At 56.6% G+C, this 15,891-nt stretch carries 15 protein-coding genes and 1 pseudogene; 5 read left to right on the forward strand and 11 right to left on the reverse strand.

Translation table 11 applies throughout. From position 1 onward, the window contains the following. Positions 1-73: 73 nt before the first annotated feature. Positions 74-1,231, reverse strand: coding sequence for a PA0069 family radical SAM protein (locus QE408_RS11595; protein ID WP_306931320.1), 1,158 nt, complete (start codon positions 1,229-1,231; stop codon positions 74-76). 330 nt (positions 1,232-1,561) lie between these two features. Here QE408_RS11595 and QE408_RS11600 point away from each other — a divergent pair, with 330 nt between their 5' ends. Further along, the gene (locus QE408_RS11600; protein WP_306931321.1) at positions 1,562-2,080 is read left to right on the forward strand and encodes a glycosyltransferase family A protein; all 519 of its coding nucleotides are present in this window, start codon (positions 1,562-1,564) and stop codon (positions 2,078-2,080) included. A 427-nt stretch (positions 2,081-2,507) separates the two neighbouring features. Here the strand turns inward: QE408_RS11600 and QE408_RS11605 are convergent, their stop codons facing one another. From QE408_RS11605 to QE408_RS11645, 9 genes are all read right to left on the reverse strand, one after another. Beyond that, complete coding sequence (locus tag QE408_RS11605; protein ID WP_306931322.1) at positions 2,508-3,005, reverse strand: ferritin; 498 nt, start codon at positions 3,003-3,005, stop codon at positions 2,508-2,510. A gap of 79 nt (positions 3,006-3,084) precedes the next feature. Beyond that, positions 3,085-3,540, reverse strand: a complete 456-nt coding sequence (locus tag QE408_RS11610) for a pseudoazurin (RefSeq protein WP_306931323.1) — start codon at positions 3,538-3,540, stop codon at positions 3,085-3,087. Continuing rightward, positions 3,537-4,358: an ABC transporter ATP-binding protein gene (locus QE408_RS11615; RefSeq protein WP_306931324.1), complete on the reverse strand. Its 822-nt coding sequence runs from the start codon at positions 4,356-4,358 to the stop codon at positions 3,537-3,539. Before QE408_RS11615 ends, QE408_RS11610 begins: the two co-directional genes overlap by 4 nt. Beyond that, entirely contained in the window at positions 4,355-5,407 is a 1,053-nt protein-coding gene (locus QE408_RS11620; RefSeq protein ID WP_306931325.1) for a FecCD family ABC transporter permease, read from the reverse strand. Before QE408_RS11620 ends, QE408_RS11615 begins: the two co-directional genes overlap by 4 nt. A gap of 110 nt (positions 5,408-5,517) precedes the next feature. Continuing rightward, the gene (locus QE408_RS11625) at positions 5,518-6,372 is read right to left on the reverse strand and encodes an ABC transporter substrate-binding protein (RefSeq protein WP_306931327.1); all 855 of its coding nucleotides are present in this window, start codon (positions 6,370-6,372) and stop codon (positions 5,518-5,520) included. A gap of 669 nt (positions 6,373-7,041) precedes the next feature. Beyond that, positions 7,042-7,587: a molybdenum cofactor biosynthesis protein B gene (gene moaB, locus QE408_RS11630; RefSeq protein WP_306934775.1), complete on the reverse strand. Its 546-nt coding sequence runs from the start codon at positions 7,585-7,587 to the stop codon at positions 7,042-7,044. Positions 7,588-7,592: 5 nt separating this feature from the next. Continuing rightward, positions 7,593-8,501 carry a 4-(cytidine 5'-diphospho)-2-C-methyl-D-erythritol kinase gene (locus tag QE408_RS11635; RefSeq protein ID WP_306931329.1) on the reverse strand — a complete coding sequence of 303 codons (909 nt, stop codon included), beginning with the start codon at positions 8,499-8,501 and terminating at the stop codon, positions 7,593-7,595. Between the two features lie 6 nt (positions 8,502-8,507). Then, positions 8,508-10,343, reverse strand: coding sequence for a tetratricopeptide repeat protein (locus tag QE408_RS11640; RefSeq protein WP_306931332.1), 1,836 nt, complete (start codon positions 10,341-10,343; stop codon positions 8,508-8,510). 249 nt (positions 10,344-10,592) lie between these two features. Beyond that, positions 10,593-11,609 carry a polyprenyl synthetase family protein gene (locus QE408_RS11645; protein WP_306931334.1) on the reverse strand — a complete coding sequence of 339 codons (1,017 nt, stop codon included), beginning with the start codon at positions 11,607-11,609 and terminating at the stop codon, positions 10,593-10,595. Positions 11,610-11,721: 112 nt separating this feature from the next. Between QE408_RS11645 and QE408_RS11650 the strand changes: the two genes are divergently transcribed. From QE408_RS11650 to QE408_RS11665, 4 genes and pseudogenes are all read left to right on the forward strand, one after another. After that, the gene (locus QE408_RS11650) at positions 11,722-11,949 is read left to right on the forward strand and encodes a putative signal transducing protein (RefSeq protein WP_112358867.1); all 228 of its coding nucleotides are present in this window, start codon (positions 11,722-11,724) and stop codon (positions 11,947-11,949) included. A gap of 6 nt (positions 11,950-11,955) precedes the next feature. Further along, positions 11,956-12,747, forward strand: coding sequence for a tRNA1(Val) (adenine(37)-N6)-methyltransferase (locus QE408_RS11655; RefSeq protein WP_306931336.1), 792 nt, complete (start codon positions 11,956-11,958; stop codon positions 12,745-12,747). Between the two features lie 108 nt (positions 12,748-12,855). Continuing rightward, a complete protein-coding gene (locus QE408_RS11660) occupies positions 12,856-13,713 on the forward strand; it encodes a S49 family peptidase (RefSeq protein ID WP_306931338.1) in 858 nt (285 codons plus the stop codon). Between the two features lie 14 nt (positions 13,714-13,727). After that, positions 13,728-13,923, forward strand: a pseudogene (locus tag QE408_RS11665) (NfeD family protein). Positions 13,924-13,973: 50 nt separating this feature from the next. On the opposite strand, the gene QE408_RS11670 reads toward QE408_RS11665, so the two are convergent. Continuing rightward, entirely contained in the window at positions 13,974-15,824 is a 1,851-nt protein-coding gene (locus tag QE408_RS11670; RefSeq protein WP_306931340.1) for a DUF2207 domain-containing protein, read from the reverse strand. Positions 15,825-15,891: the final 67 nt, after the last annotated feature.

Below are 15,891 nucleotides of genomic sequence, written 5' to 3' on the forward strand. Positions count from 1 at the left end.
TACGCAATAATCTAAAGACGCTTGGAAACCGATGTCATAAGGCGGAGTTGGCGTGGCCGAGCGTCTCCATCCTTCAAAGCAAGGAAAGTTGGACGCCGGCACCGCCGGGCGGAGCAAAGAGATCATCACGCAGCTGGATACCCCTGCGAATGAGACCGAGCCTTTTGGTCGCCATCTCGAAGCGGCGGCTGATCTGCCAAGCATAGGGACCAGCACCCTTCATGCGCTTGCCAAACTCCGCATCATAATCCTTCCCGTCGCGCATGGAGCGCACCAGCGACATGACATGGCGGTAGCGGTCCGGGTAATTACGCAGCAACCAGTCGCGGAACAGCGGGCTAACCTCGAGTGGTAGACGCAGCAGCACATAAGAGGCTTCCGTAGCCCCGGCGGCTTTGCCAGCCTCTAACACGCGCTCGATCTCATGATCGTTCAGTGCGGGGATGACAGGAGCCATCATGACGGCCACTGGTATCCCGGCTTCCGTCAGCGTTTTGACTGCCTCCAACCTTTTCGATGGCGTCGAGGCGCGTGGCTCCATGCTGCGGGCCAGCTTGCGATCGAGCGTCGTCACCGAGATGCCGACTTTGACGAGACCCTTCTTCGCCATGGGCGCCAGAATATCGATATCGCGCGTGATCAGCGCCGATTTCGTGACAATGGCGACCGGATGTTCCGCCTTGGCCAGCACCTCAAGGATCTGACGCATGATCCGCCATTCCTTCTCGATCGGCTGGTAGGGATCGGTATTGGTGCCGATCGCAATCACCCGCGCCTTGTAGCCAGGCTTGGCAAGCTCGCGCTCCAGAAGTTTGGCGGCATCCGGCTTGGCAAAGAGCTTCGCTTCAAAATCGATCCCGGCCGAAAGTCCCATATAGCTGTGCGTTGGCCGGGCGAAGCAATAGATGCAGCCATGCTCGCAGCCGCGATAGGGATTGATCGACCGGTCGAAGGGAATGTCGGGCGATTCGTTGCGGGTAATGATGGTGCGCGGCTTTTCCACCTGCACATCCGTCTTGAACTCAGGGAGTTCTTCGATAATGTCCCAGCCATCGTTAAAGGCTTCATGCTGCAACGTCTCGAAACGACCACCAGGATTGATGCCCGCACCTCTGCCGCGACGACGATCGATTTCGATCCTGAGACCGGAGTCATCTGCCAGAGCATTGGCAATATCCGGCGTATGGCCCGGCTGATAGGCAGCCTGCCCCGAAAGCACTTGGTGTCTCATCTGATGCTCCTGACCGGCCAGCGCCAGCGAATTGGATGAGCAAATATCTAATGCACAAATGAGAACAATACAAGAACAAAAATTGGGGCAGTGAGATCGTCGCGTAGTGAGGAGGCAATGAAGGTCTGCTTCATGGGATCCGCAGCAAGCGAGAAGGGAAAGATTTTTGAGCGACCAGCGCGTTTGGAAAGGTGATTTGGGCTCGCGCGCCTTACCCCTTTTTTAGTCTACACACCGTGCTTTCCGAAAATCGGTTCCGATTTTCCGGCCGATGCTGTAGCCATGCTACAGGAACTTTATTGATCGGAACGCATCGCAAGTGACAACAACATGCTGACAGTCATCATGGAATGCCACAACAACGAACCAGCGCTAGCGCACACGCTTTCGGCGCTGGTCACGGGCGCCGTGAAGGGTCTGATCAGCGATGTCATCATTCTCGACCACGCCTCGCAGGATGGCTCGGCGCGTGTTGCGGAGGCTGCCGGTTGCCGCTTCCATCAGAGCTGGAAGATCGACGATGTCATTCAGTCGATCCGCGGCGATTGGATTTTGCTGATCGAGCCGGGCAGCCGTCCGCAGGGTGGCTGGATCGAGGATATTCTCGAATACATGGCGTTGAACGAGCGACCGGCGCAGTTCTCGCCATCACGCTATTATAAGAAACCCTTCCTCGAGCGAATGCTTCGGCGCGGTCCACCTCTGGAGTTTGGCCTCTTGCTGCGCAAGCGGGATGCAATCGAGCTCGCAAAATCCGGCCTGCCGCTGAAGGAGTTTTCAAAAACGCAGAAGCCTCTCAGATTAACGGCGGAGTTGGTGCCGGCTTGGGCGCTCAGTCCTGTGCGGTAGAGCGTCTTTAGAGCGCGCTTTTTGGTCACCCAAGCTAAAAGGCAGGTCAGCGTAACTCTGAGCTTTGCCGGTTGCAAGCCGCAGTATTCAGAAAGTCCGGTGAAGGCCATCGACTGGGTAGCGTCCCTTTCCAGTCATCTCGATACAGATCGACCTCGGCCGAGAAGAAGGCCAGGCGTGCTGTTTTGTTTCGATGGAGGCTTCCACTTTCTTAAGGTGCCCGGGACACCTCGAACGAGGGTACCGATGGAGAAGACCTCTTATCAGTGCGGTGCCAGCATCTCTTCTGGCGCGGCGGTGGCGACGGGCGGTGACCACCGAGGCGGTTATTGAGCTGCAAATCGCGTTATCCTGTACCCGCCCCTGGAAGAACTCCGAGGGCGGGGGTCTTAACGCCAGAAATACAGGAACTGATCCAGAACCAGTGTTACCCGCTCTTGGCCAGGTTCCCAATCTCCCGGTCGATGAGATAGTCGGCATTGGGACCTTCGCCAATCAGTTCGATTTTCCCAAGGATTGAGCGGCAAAGGCTGTCCTCCTCGTGCTGCTCGTCGACGAACCATTGCAGAAATGACGTTGTTGCATGGTCTTTTTCCGCGCGCGCGAGATCGACAGCGGCATTGATAGCCGCGGTAACACGGGATTCGTGCTCTGTGACGATCGTGAAAAGGCCCTTTATGTCGTTTGCGGTCACCTGCGGTGCAGGCAGTTCTTTGAAGGTGACTTTTGCGCCGAGGTCGTTGAGAAAATTGAAAATGCGGTGCATGTGCTCTAGTTCTTCAGCGGCATGTCCGAGCAAAAATTTATAGCAACCATCAAGATTGCGTTCAGCGGCCCAAGCGGCTGTCTGAAGATAAGCGTGGTGCGCACGCAGTTCGCCATTGAGAAGGTCGTTCAAGGTTGCTTCTAAAAGTTTATTGGCCATGGTTTGATCCTTGTTTTTTGGTGGAGGGAAATTGGGGCGACATAAACTCCCCATACAAAAGGGAGACCGTTTGCGTCGATTACTGAGCTAGTTTTATCTGTAAAAGCGCAGCGTCCAGTCTTTCGCCCTTCATGACCAACTTTGGTCTGAGCTTTTCAGCCTTCTGCTTTACTATGTCGAGATTGGTGGGGGCTCCGACCTGGATAACGCCGATCATCGCCATCATCAGATGCGGCGGGCAATAATAAAGGTAGATACCCTCGTGATCGACGGTCACGGTAAAGGCTTCATCCAGCTTGCTTTTCCATGGCGTCTCGCCTTCCGGCACAACATAGGACTGGACGGAGTGACCGGAATTCTCCGGCACGAAACTAATCGTGTCACCTAGTTCAGCTTTCACGAAGGAAGGCTCGAACACCATGCCGCCCTCCTTGCCGTAGTTGAGCATGAGAATTCTGTGCTCGGCAGCCATCAGTGGGCTGAGAGGAGCAGTGGCGGCCAAAATCGCGGCAGCCATCATGAGAAGCCGTCTCATTCAATAATTCCTTCAAGAGATTTAAGAGGAGCAAGGGGCGAGCCGCCCACCGGCTGAACGACGGGATTGCCCTGCCTATCGCGCAATACTTCCACGGCAACGCCATAGATTTCTGCGATAAGCGCCGGGGTGACTATAGTGCGCGGAGCACCTGTCGCCTGGAGTTCACCATTTGCGATCACGAGCAGGTTATCGGCATATTGGCATGCAAGGTTGAGATCGTGGAGGACGACCAGTGTTACCCAGCCCTTTGCCCGGGTCTCGCGTCGCACAAGATCGAGCAAAGCGACCTGGTGTCTCAGATCGAGCGCGCTTACTGGCTCGTCCAGCAGCACCGCCTCTACCTCACGCATCAGAACTTGTGCGAAAAGCGCCATCTGTCGCTGCCCGCCGCTCAGCGTCGATATCTCCCTCGCGGCAAGATGCGGAATACCGGTTTGATGCAGACGCGTCATAGCCATATCCAACGTCTCGTCGTCTACATGCAATGAGAGTCGCTGGAATCGGCCAAGAGCCACAACTTCCAGAACACTCAAGGCGATATGCGCCTCGGTGTCCTGCGGCATATATGCAAAATGATCCTGCCAGTCGCTTCTGCGCCGTGCTGTGCTCGCTGTGGTGCGGCGGTTGTGCTTGTTGAGGCTAATCGAGCCCGCGGCCAGCGGAAGATCGCCAAAGATTGCTCGCAGAAGGGTCGTCTTACCCGTGCCGTTTGGGCCGATAACTGCATGAATCTGACCTGCGTCGAGGTCCGCCGACAGTTTCCGCACAATCGAAAGACCGCTGCGATCGATGCAAACTCCGTTGAGAACCATCATCGTCCAGCCCTCTTTGGACTGAAGATGAGCCACAGAAGGAAAGGCACCCCGACGATAGCCGTAACGATTCCAACGGGGAACAGTGCGCCCGGAATGATTGATTTAGAGAGGATAGAGGCGGCGGAAAGCATGAGCGCTCCGCTGAGCACTGACATGGGTAGGAAGAATCGCTGGTCTTCTCCAACGGCCATGCGCGCAATATGCGGTGCTACCAACCCGATAAAGCCGATGACGCCGACAAAGCTCGTAGCAGTCGCGGTCATGATGGCGATGATGACGAGAACTTTCATGCGCAGGCGACGGACATTAATGCCGAGGCTCGCAGCCCGCATCTCCCCCATTCTCAATGCCGTCAGCTTCCAGCAGTCGGCCATCAACAGGCCGAAGCAGATCGCCGTCACAAATGCCGTTAGCCCCAGCGTTGGCCACGTCGCCTTGGTAAGGCTGCCGAACAGCCAAAACAGGATTTGCTGCGACAGTTCTGGCGACGATACGAATTGTATAAGTGATAGAAGCGACTGAAAGAGGAAAAGAAGTGCGATGCCGCCGAGGATGATGGTTTCGGCTGTTATTTGACGAAAGGACGCTAGCAGGTAGAGGAATAGTGCCGCTAGCATGGAGAAAATAAAGGCACCAGGTGGCACGGCGATCATCGCATCAAGCCCGAACCCGCCAAGTGCAAGCACGAGTGCTGCGCCGAAACCAGCTGCAGCGGCCATGCCGAGCGTATAGGGGCTGGCCATTGGGTTGTTTAACAAGGTCTGCATCTGAGCGCCACCGGCTCCCAGCGCTGCACCAACGGCAAGCGCCATTAATGCCATGGGCAGTCGTAAGCCGCGGACAATGGCGTCCGTCATGACGGCACGTTCACCAAGACCTGTGAGAGACCGAACCACTTCGGCAGGAGACAGGAGCGAGGGACCGGTCGCTATATCCAGGACAAGACTTACTGACATCAGTGCGAAAAAAATGAATACGATACGCCAACGGCGACGTTCGCGCAGACGATGCGCTCCGATCGCCTCGACATTATGGGCGGCAATTGTCATGAAGAACCTGCTCTAAAACGGCATCGTTCAACGCGAACGCCGACATGGCGTTCGCATTCAATCGGGCTTGATGCACGGGCAGACGCCCTCGACTTAGCAGATGTCGGTTATCAGTCCTTGACGGCGATAGCGAACGTGCCTTGCGGTCGGACCGGCAGATATTTTTCGTAGTAGCCGAGATAGTTGGCTACGGGATCGACATCTTTGAACTGGTCGGGATAAAGCTGCTTGGCGATGTATTGTACCATTGCGAAGTCAGAGAGCGTGCGGGAAGCGCCCTGGTAGACACCGTAAAGTTGGCCGTCCTTGATCGCGCGCAACTCGCTCCAGCCCTGGCGGGTTTCGAAAGCCTTGAGCTTCTCGCGGGCCTCTCCCGCTTCCACAGCCTGCCCCATAGTCAAGGCGGCGGGATTCTTGTTGTTTTCACGACCGGAAATGAAGATCGCGTCAGGTTTGGAAGCCAGAACCTGTTCCGGATTGATCGGGCCCCACCATTCCACAAATGGCGCTGCGATGTTGTCACCTCCAGCAGCAGTGGACATGGCGCCCCACATATTCTTGCCGTAGGTGAAGGAATACTCGGCCGGGCCCTTGTTACCGAACTCGACATAGACTTTGGGCTTCGGTTTTCCGGACTTCGCAATGCGATCTGCAACATCCCTGAGGGAGTTGGAGTAGAACTCGGCGATTTCCTGACCACGCTGCTCCTGGCCTGTTAGTTCGCCGAAAAGCCGCGTGGAAGCGACATGCCTCTCCACCGTCTGCGCGTTGTAATCGACCACAACGACTGGAATGCCCTTTTCTTCCAGACGGTCAGCATCCAGGCCCAGCGCCTTGTACTGCCAGTCCGCCAGGATCACCAGATCTGGATTGAGGCTGAGGACCTTCTCGACCGAGAACGTCTGTGCCTCGACCTCGCCGACATCGGCAATGTCAGCAAGGGAAGCACGATTTGCGAGATGCATTTTCCAATTCGCGGGAACCCAGCCCTCCCAGGCTTCGCGCGAAATACCCACGACAGAATCATAAGCTTGTTCACCGCCGACTGCCATGTAGTCTTCGAAATAGAAGCCAAGAACGACGCGTTTTGCAGGAAGATCCGCCTTAACCTGACGACCGATAACATCTGTGATCGTTTTTACCTCGGCAAATGCAGGTATAGCGAAAAGAAAAGCGAAAGCTGAAATAACTAAAGGAAATTTTTTAGTGCGCATGTCGATCCTCATCAATGTGATTTGGATCTAGTATTTAAGATGATAAAATGAGTCAACTTATAAAAGCAAATCATTGCGGTATTTGGGTGCGATCAAGACTTGGTTTTTGAAGTGCTTGGACGCTGTTAGTGTGACAGTATCTATCGCGTTGAGAGAGCCAGGACATCGACAGGACTATCGGAGTAGCGTTAGTGATAGGATCGCTTCTTCTTACTGCACCGATATAGTAACTGCGCGCCTGTCGCATAACCGATGACGAGCTTGTTCCATGTCGTCAGTATCAAGGCCATTTTGCCATGTCTTTCACCACAGGCGCGGACGAGCGATATCGCCCCGGTTACTGCTCAAGAGCAAATAGTGTTTTTTATGAACGTGCTTTTCCGAAAATCGATTTCGATTTTCGGACCGATGCTGTTGGCATCAGCCCTTTGTGCGGCGCAGGTGCTCGTCCAGCCGTGGCATGATTTCCACGAAGTTGCAGGGCATGTGGCGATAATCCAGCTGCGCTTTCAAAATCCCGTCCCAAGCATCCTTGCAAGCGCCAGGTGAGCCCGGCAGAACGAAGATGAAGGTCGTATTGGCAAGCCCCGCGGTGGCGCGCGATTGAATGGTGGAGGTGCCGATCTTGTCGTAGGAAATGCGGTGGAACACCTCGGAGAAGCCATCCATGCGCTTGTCGAAGAGCGGCTCCAGAGCTTCCGGCGTCACGTCGCGGCCGGTGAAACCCGTGCCGCCCGTGGTAATGACCACATCGATCTCATCCGAGAGCGTCCAGCCTTGCACCTTTTCGCGAATGGCCCCGATGTCATCGGGCACGATCGCACGATCCACAAGACGGTGGCCTGCCTCCTCGATCCGTGCCGCCAGCGTGTTGCCGGATTTGTCGTCCGCCAATGTGCGGGTGTCCGAGACGGTCAAAACGGCGATGCCGACCGGAATGAATTGCCGCTCTCCACCCGTCTTCATCTGGCTCATAACACTCTCCCTGCAATTGACATTGTTTCCTGAACATACCATCCGGGTTTCCGTTCCCGAAGCCTTGCCGCTGCTGCCTCTGCTTTTTGCAGGGAGGAGAAAATGCCGAAGCATGTGGCGCCGGAACCGGACATGCGTGCGAGATCCGCGCCCTCCGAACGAAGCATCGCCAACACATCGTCGATCTCAGGCAAAAGCGAGATGGCGGGGAGCTGCAAATCGTTTCTGAGCCCGTCCATTGTCGGAAGCCAGGACTCGCCTTCATCATCAGGCGGAGCGGGAAGAGGTTCGTTCTGCTTGTGCGCCAGCAAGCGGAAAATCTGCGGCGTCGAAACACCCTTCAGCGGGTTCACCAGCACCAGCGCCAATTGCGGGAACTGAGTAAGAAGCGTGAGCTCTTCACCGATCCCCTGCGCGATCAGCGGCTTGCTGGCAAGGCACATTGGTACGTCGGCCCCAAGCGTGAGTGCGATTCCGCTCAGGTCCTCGTCGCCGATGTCCAATTGCCAATGGTGGATCAAGCCGCGCAAGGCGGCAGCGGCGTCGGCCGATCCGCCACCGATTCCCGATGCGACTGGCAGGTTCTTTTCGAGTTGAATAGCGACCGGTGTTGTCGCGATGTCGCGTTGCCGCGCATGGCTGCGCAGAAGATCGCGCGCCTTCAGCACAAGATTGTTGCTCGCGCCCGACTGAAGAAGGTCCGAGGCGAAACGCCCGGATATGGAAAAGCTATCTTCGTCAGCATGGCGAATGCGAATGACATCGCCTGCTTCGGTAAAGGTCACCAGCATGTCGAGGAGGTGATAACCATCCTCCCTTTGCCCCGTCACATGCAGGGCAAGGTTGATCTTCGCCGGAGCGGCCTCGACAGTTTCGACCGCCCCCTTGCCATCAGCCGTGCCCATCAGACGTCAGGATTTTTTGTCCGGGGCAGGGGCGGGCGGTGCAGGTGGCGGCGGCGCCTGATCCTTCTTTGCGGTGTTTTCCGCATCCTTCTCCAGCGGCGGCAGGCCGTTGGCGATCTTTTCCTTCACCTTCGCCTTGTCCACATCGTCGCTATCGCCGATCAGCGCGCGGTTCCACTGGTAGACGGCCTCCAGCTTGCGGCCGACGCGCCAATAGGCATCACCCAGATGGTCATTGATGGTGGGGTCACCGGCGCGAAGCTCAATCGCGCGCTCCAGTTCGGTCACGGCCTCATCGAAAGCGCCAAGACGATAATGCGCCCAGCCAAGCGAATCGACGATGTAGCCGTCATTCGGGCGAAGCTCCACTGCACGGCGGATCATCTCGATGCCTTGGTCGAGATTCATGTTCTTGTCGACCCAGGAATAGCCGAGATAGTTCAGGACCTGTGGCTGCTCAGGGTTGAGCTCCAGTGCCCGCTTGAAGTTCGGTTCGGCCTTGTCCCATTGCTTCAGACGCTCATAGGCTATGCCCCGCTGGAAGAAGATCGTCCAGTCTGACTTCTTCGGAACGGCACCGATCACCTCGACAGCCTTGTCGTAATTGGCAGCCATGGCGGCATAATCCTTGGCATCCGACAGGACGGCGCCATAGGCGAGGTAGGAGCGGATGTCGTCAGGATCGGATTCGAGCAGCGCCTTCAGATGCTGGCGCGCCTCATCCACCTTGCCGGTCTGCGCCAGCGTCAGGCTAAGCTGCAGCTCGGAAATGCGATGCATTGGCGAATCGGCTGGTACCTCGCGATAGAATTCGATGGCGCGCTCCGCCTGCTTCTGCGCCTCGGCCAAGCCACCAAGCAGAATGAGCGTATCGGCGCTCTTCGGATCGAGCGCTCGCGACGCCTGGAGATAGAGCGTGACGATTTCTTCCGCACCTTCGCGGTTCAGCGCACCGGCAATCGAAAACATTACCGAGGCAGCACCTTCAACCGCGGTCTGAACCTGCTGGTCGGGCTTCTCGCCCTTTTCGATGCTTTGGCGCAGCGCCTTTAACGGCGCGTAGTTCGGAGCAAAACCGTCGCCGACGGCAATCGTGTCCAGCGCTTTCTGCTTGTTGCCCGCTTTCGCCTCCAACCGGGCCAGCGCCATCACAGCACGCATATAGGTGTCCGTCGCGGTCGCCCCGCCTTCACGGTCGGCCACCGCTTCGCTCAGGCTCTTGCGGGCCGCGTCCGTGTTGCCGGTCACCAGCGCAATGGCGCCCGCATTGTATTTCTGGAAGATCGAGAACCAGCCCGGCCCCTTCATGCCATTGACCATGGCGAGCGCCTCCTTGCTTTTGCCGGAACCGGCGCGCGCCCATGCAGCAAGAAGCGTGTTGACCATACGGTCCAGATCGTTCGGGCCGCTATATTTCAGGATTTTTTCGGCAGAGGAGAATTCCTTGTGCTTGATCGCCGCAAGTGCACGCACGATCGTCGTTACGCGCTCGACCGAGCTGTCGTCCTTCAGGCTGTCCGCGATCTTCGCGCCAGCCTCGAAGTCGCCGCTCAACAGTTGCGCGATCATCAGGCGCTGGCGAATTTCGGTATTGGCGGGATCGAAATCCAACGCCTTCTGATAGAGGGTGATGGCGGTCGCATAATCCTGGTCGACATCGGCGGTGCGGGCAGCCAAAAATGCGCCGGAGAAGGTGGTGACCCGACTAGGATCGAACTTGACGGCCTCTTCCGCCTTATCGGCGGGCTTCGTCTCCGCGAGCGCGGCAGAGCCTGCGCCAAGCGTGAGTGCGGCAATGAAAGCCGCGCTGCAGAAAAGACGAAATGCTGGATTGCGCCGCATGAAGGAACCCTTGCTTGTGTGCTTCCGCACTGAAAAATCAGCTTCAAACTCAACAGCGTTGGGCAAAATATATGCCCATAATGACTGTAAAGCTTGAGATAGACACGCCATCGGAAACCGGAATCGGTTCAGAAAGCCATGCATCACGTCATGATAGAATGGCTTTTTTGAAGCAGGCCTGCAACAAAATCTGCTGGTCTTCTTCCTTCCGTCGACCGTTTCCTTTTTGACGAAAAGCTCGACCGACCGTCAGTTGACGCGCTCGATGCAGAAGTCGATCACTTCCATCAGTGCATCCTTCCACGGGCTGTTCGGCAGCGGTGCCAGCGCATCGCGCGCGATCGTGCCGTAGTGGTTGGCGCGAGAGATCGTGTCCGTCAAACCGTTATATTTCTTGATGAGACCCAGCGCGATCTCGAGATTTTCATCCGTGCTCTCGCCGTTCTCGATCGCGCGCTTCCAGAACGCCCGCTCATCGGTCGTGCCGCGGCGATAGGACAGGATGACCGGAAGAGTGATCTTGCCCTCACGGAAATCATCGCCGGTGTTCTTGCCGAGATCGGCGGATTTGCCGCCATAGTCCAGTACGTCGTCGACCAGCTGAAAGGCGAGGCCGAGATTCATGCCGTAGGATTTCAGCGCACCGCGCGTTGCCTTGTCGGTCTTGGCAACGATAGGGCCGACTTCGGCGGCAGCCGCGAACAGCGCAGCTGTCTTGGCACGAATAACCTGGAGATAGTCGTCTTCCGTCGTTTCCATGTTCTTGGCGACGGAAAGCTGCAGCACCTCGCCTTCGGCAATGACGGAAGCGGCGGTGGAGAGCACGTCCAGCGCATCCAGCGAGCCGACATCCACCATCATCCGGAAGGCTTGACCGAGCAGGAAGTCGCCGACCAACACGCTCGCCTGATTGCCCCAGATGGTGCGTGCCGTGGACTTGCCGCGACGCAGATCGCTCTCATCCACCACGTCGTCATGCAGGAGCGTGGCGGTGTGCATGAACTCGACGCTGGTCGCGAGCTTGATATGATGGTCGCCGTCGTAACCGAACATGGAGGCGGAGGCGAGCGTCAGCATCGGGCGCAGCCGCTTGCCACCGGAAGAGATCAGGTGGTTTGCCACTTCCGGGATCATCTGCACATCCGACCCCGCCTTGGAGAGGATCAGTTGGTTGACGCGTTCCATGTCCGGACGGGTCAGATCGACAAGCGGCTTGACGGATGCGAGTTTGTTTTTGCTTTCTTCAAGCGGTATGACGACGCCCAACGGAACGGACTCCTATTCGATTTCGGTTTTGACAATAGAAAGCGACGATGGTGGCGGCAAGTGTGGAATCGCCTCATGACCTTCAAAAATATGGGAATGTGGAAACTCATTGATGCGTGAATTGATCCGAACAAACGACGCTGTCCTGCTTTCTTTTGCAGAGAGCCTGATGAAAGATGCCGGCATTCATTGCCTCATTGCCGATCAGGGCATGAGCATTCTGGAGGGTTCGCTTGGGCTTCTGCCGCGCCGTTTTCTCGTGGAGGATGACAGGTCCGAGCAGGCGCGTCGCATCCTGATCGATGCGGGTCTTGCCGACGAGTTGCGGGACGAGGCCTGATCGACGATGACGTCGGAGACCATCGACGCATTCCACCGGGGTCGGTTTCATCTCGTCCAGCCGAAGGGCAGGGGACACAGGGCAGGCATGGATGCCATGTTGCTCGCCTCCCTCGTGGCCGATGACAGACCCTGCCGCGTGGCCGATCTTGGCGCTGGCGCAGGTGCAGCCGGATTTGCCGTTGCTACTCGCTTGGAAAAGGCCGAAGTCACGCTTTTCGAATTTGCGTCCGAGATGGTCGATTTCGCCACACGTAGCATTGCGCTCCCGGAAAACGCACACCTTGCGGATCGCCTTACAGTCCGTCAGGCGGATGTGACGTTGCGGGCCAATGCCCGCGCCGAAGCCGGTCTCATCGATGACCATTTCGATCACGTCATCATGAACCCGCCTTACAATGATGCCGGCGATCGCAAGACACCCGATGCCTTGAAGGCGCAGGCCCATGCCATGACGGATGATCTTTTCGAGCATTGGATCAGAACGGCAGGCGCGATCATGGTGCCAGGCGGGCAGCTCTCCCTGATCGCCCGGCCCCAATCGGTGGCCGACATCATCTCGGCATGTGGCCGCCGTTTTGGCGGGATGGAAATTACCCTTATCCATCCCAGACGAGGAGAAGACGCCGTCCGGATGCTCGTGACGGCGATCAAGGGATCACGCGCGCGGCTCACCTTTCGCGCGCCGTTGATTATGCATGAAGAGGGCAGCCACGCCTTTTCCGCCTTTGTCGATGATCTGAACAACGGACGAGCCGCCTATCGACGCAACGATAAACGCATGCGTACCCTCGGCTGAAGTCGACCACTGGAAACGCTATCCGGCAAAACGAATTTCAAACCCACCATTGCGTTTGTGAGCGCGATACATACATCCCTCTTCAAGATGAACGACCGAGAGGATAAGATGGCCGGGTTTTTGAAGCGCATTGTGCCGAAGCGATTTCGCAAGCAGGAATTGGTGGTCCCGGTCGTGCGCATGCACGGCGCGATCATGGCAGGCGGCAGCCAGCTTCGCCCCGCTCTCAACCTTGCAGGCTACGCGCCGTTGCTCGACAAGGCTTTCGGCATGAAGGATGCGCCGGTCGTCGCCATCTCGCTGAATTCTCCTGGCGGCTCGCCGGTTCAGTCGCGGATGGTCTACAACCGCATCCGTCAGCTGGCGGAAGAGAAGGACAAGAAGGTCTTGATCTTCGTCGAGGATGTCGCAGCTTCCGGCGGCTACATGATCGCCTTGGCGGGTGACGAAATCATCGCCGATCCGACCTCCATCGTCGGCTCCATCGGTGTCGTCTCCGGCGGCTTCGGCTTTCCCGAAATGCTGCGCAAGATCGGCGTCGAGCGTCGCGTCTATACGTCAGGCGAGAACAAGGCGATCCTCGACCCCTTCCAGCCTGAAAAGGAAGGCGATATCGAGTATCTGAAGTCGCTTCAGTCCGAAATTCACAACGTCTTCATAGACATGGTCAAGCTTCGCCGTGGCGCGAAGCTGAAAGACGATCCGGCTCTGTTCTCCGGCCTGTTCTGGACAGGCATGCGTGGCGTCGACCTCGGCCTCGTCGATGGGCTGGGTGACATGAAGGACGTGCTGGGCAGGCGCTATGGCGAGAAAGTGAAGCTGCAACTGATCAGCGGTGCAAGAAACCTGTTCGGCAAGAAGGTGCCGGGCGTCGATCTTTGCGCACAGGCAATCGCCGCTTCCGCCGCTTCGGGACTTGCCGAGGTCGCCGAAGAAAAGGCATTGTGGGCGCGATACGGATTGTGATGGACGCGATTTAAATGGCCCAATTGATAACGCTCGCCCTGCTCGTGATCGGGGCGATCATCCTCTATCGCCGCTTTGTCACGGACGCTGAGAAAGCTTTCTGCCAAGTCGAAGCGGCAGGAAAAGGAGCGCCAGACGGGCGCAACCGGCACCTTGGTCAAGGACCCGACGACAGGCGAATATCGCGTCAAGAGAGAAGACGAGGTTTAACTGTGCGCGGTTCGCTGGCCGCGATGACCGGCCTGATCGCACTCTGGTCGTCACCGTCCCTGTCTCGACGCGATGATCGAACTTAGGGCGGACGTGAGACTCGATGGGAGCTTGCTAAGCTCGCTATAATCTCCCTGGTACCAGGCAGGGCTGTATAGGTCCGCGCCAGTTGCTGCCGCGGGACAGCTGCTCTCAAAAGACTTGATCCAGTTCTTCTCAACGCCCAGTGCCACGGCATAGGGAAGAAGGGCTTCAAAATGTTTCGACGACATTTCAGGAGCGCCTTGTATTTTCAAACGATCTTTTTTGGTGGCGCGTAGATAGAGACGTAGCCCCTGTATCTGATCATTCATCTTGCGGCCTAGCGGCGTGGGCGCTGGCAGAAGGAAAAAGAACAGGATGTTGATCAGAAGAATAAGAGTAGCAGCGATAAGCCCTATAGAATTCAGATCATGTGTGATCTCGAACCAAAGGTCCTCCATAAATAGTTCCCCAAATATGAGGCAGGCGATAAAAACTGCCACCACAGAGATGAGAGTTCGAAGCCAAATTAGGACTTCGCCGAATGAACGAATGTTACGAATGGATGAATTGCCACACCAGACGACACCGAGGAATGTGAAGTAAAAGGCTCCCAACAAGAGCGTCATTTCTACACCCCATCCGGAGAAATACAGGGTGGCGCCGATGAGGAGCACGCAAAGCAAGCTTCCGGTATCACGGTAATCGTCATTATATTTGAAATATTTCTCGTAATGGTCCATTTCGACCGAGGATCGGAATTCTTCTCCCATCTCCTTGATACGACGGCCATGTTTCCAGTCCACGGGGAGATGTGGGCCTGACGCTTCGATGGCGTCGAGAAGCGTTTGATCGCTGGGACTCGTACCGACGTCGAGACTTTTCGCTGTTCGCTGAATAATGATGGTTTTCAAAAGTGTCTCGAACCGCAAGTAGCCTTTGTTGGCGAGGTCGAGCATCGTTGCAGAGATCGCAATCCAAACGTTATCGCCGAAACCCCGCCGGTCGATGTAATTTACTACAGCGGGTGATATGCCCTCTGGTGGAACCCACTGGGGGGCGATCCGCCCGGATTTTGGATCGCGGCCCACAGCTGACCATGCCCTATAGTAATAGGTCAGTGATATGATCAAGCCGATACAGCCGATGAGCAGAGACAGATTATCGAGAATCCATCTTTCCCATTTTGAACGTATTGAGGGAACATCAATCACGCCCTTGGGTAGCTTGACGATAATTATAAGACTCTCACTCGGTAGAAAGGGCCGGTTCGATGATGCGGAGATTTTATTGTCCGCAGTCAGCACATAGGCATCCTTGCCGATCGCGCCTGGTTCTCCAGTAAAGAAATCTGTCTTAATAGGCTTAGCTCCCTGGGGCAGATTGATCGTGGCTTCTATTTCCCTCACGGGAAGTTCCCAGCCGTCGCCGGTTACGTTCCAGGTCAACTCGTCATAGGCGTCGAAGAAGCGGATGTGTCGATCGGTTACATAGGTGAACCGGAACACATGGTTCCCTTGCGTAAGAACGGGATTATAGTGGCGGCGTGGAAATTCTCCGACAGATAGGTCAATGTTTCCTGCCGCCCAATTTGCGTGCCAACCCGTTGGAGCACCATCCAATTCCGCTGACAAGACTTTGAAGCCAACCTTGGTGAGCTTGCCATCTCCGTCCAGCGTAAAGCGAGGGATCCGGCGATCAATATTACTCACAATGCGATCACCTTCCACCCGAGCGACGATGGTTTCCGTCACTGTCAAGGTGCCGTCTTCTGCTATATCGATCACGGCTTGGTAGGATTGGACGAACTCTTCTGATAATCCAGGCTTTGCCGCCATCAGCAAAGCGACCAGTGCGAGCAGTCTGGTGAATTTCGTCACGGATCGTCTTTCTCCGACTTAAGGTGGTTTCGCTTTGTAGACGTGGGAGATGGGGTAAAGCTTGAGG

Origin of the sequence: Agrobacterium larrymoorei (assembly GCF_030819275.1) — a bacterium.
GTDB lineage: Bacteria > Pseudomonadota > Alphaproteobacteria > Rhizobiales > Rhizobiaceae > Agrobacterium > Agrobacterium larrymoorei_B.

What these genes read in the sequence shown, in the direction of transcription:
- QE408_RS11595 (WP_306931320.1), bottom strand. Translation starts at nt 1,231, where the DNA reads ATGAGACACCAAGTGCTTTCGGGGCAGGCTGCCTATCAGCCGGGCCAT.
- QE408_RS11600 (WP_306931321.1), top strand. Translation starts at nt 1,562, where the DNA reads ATGCTGACAGTCATCATGGAATGCCACAACAACGAACCAGCGCTAGCG.
- QE408_RS11605 (WP_306931322.1), bottom strand. Translation starts at nt 3,005, where the DNA reads ATGGCCAATAAACTTTTAGAAGCAACCTTGAACGACCTTCTCAATGGC.
- QE408_RS11610 (WP_306931323.1), bottom strand. Translation starts at nt 3,540, where the DNA reads ATGAGACGGCTTCTCATGATGGCTGCCGCGATTTTGGCCGCCACTGCT.
- QE408_RS11615 (WP_306931324.1), bottom strand. Translation starts at nt 4,358, where the DNA reads ATGATGGTTCTCAACGGAGTTTGCATCGATCGCAGCGGTCTTTCGATT.
- QE408_RS11620 (WP_306931325.1), bottom strand. Translation starts at nt 5,407, where the DNA reads ATGACAATTGCCGCCCATAATGTCGAGGCGATCGGAGCGCATCGTCTG.
- QE408_RS11625 (WP_306931327.1), bottom strand. Translation starts at nt 6,372, where the DNA reads ATGCATCTCGCAAATCGTGCTTCCCTTGCTGACATTGCCGATGTCGGC.
- moaB (WP_306934775.1), bottom strand. Translation starts at nt 7,587, where the DNA reads ATGAAGACGGGTGGAGAGCGGCAATTCATTCCGGTCGGCATCGCCGTT.
- QE408_RS11635 (WP_306931329.1), bottom strand. Translation starts at nt 8,501, where the DNA reads ATGGGCACGGCTGATGGCAAGGGGGCGGTCGAAACTGTCGAGGCCGCT.
- QE408_RS11640 (WP_306931332.1), bottom strand. Translation starts at nt 10,343, where the DNA reads ATGCGGCGCAATCCAGCATTTCGTCTTTTCTGCAGCGCGGCTTTCATT.
- QE408_RS11650 (WP_112358867.1), top strand. Translation starts at nt 11,722, where the DNA reads ATGCGTGAATTGATCCGAACAAACGACGCTGTCCTGCTTTCTTTTGCA.
- QE408_RS11655 (WP_306931336.1), top strand. Translation starts at nt 11,956, where the DNA reads ATGACGTCGGAGACCATCGACGCATTCCACCGGGGTCGGTTTCATCTC.
- QE408_RS11660 (WP_306931338.1), top strand. Translation starts at nt 12,856, where the DNA reads ATGGCCGGGTTTTTGAAGCGCATTGTGCCGAAGCGATTTCGCAAGCAG.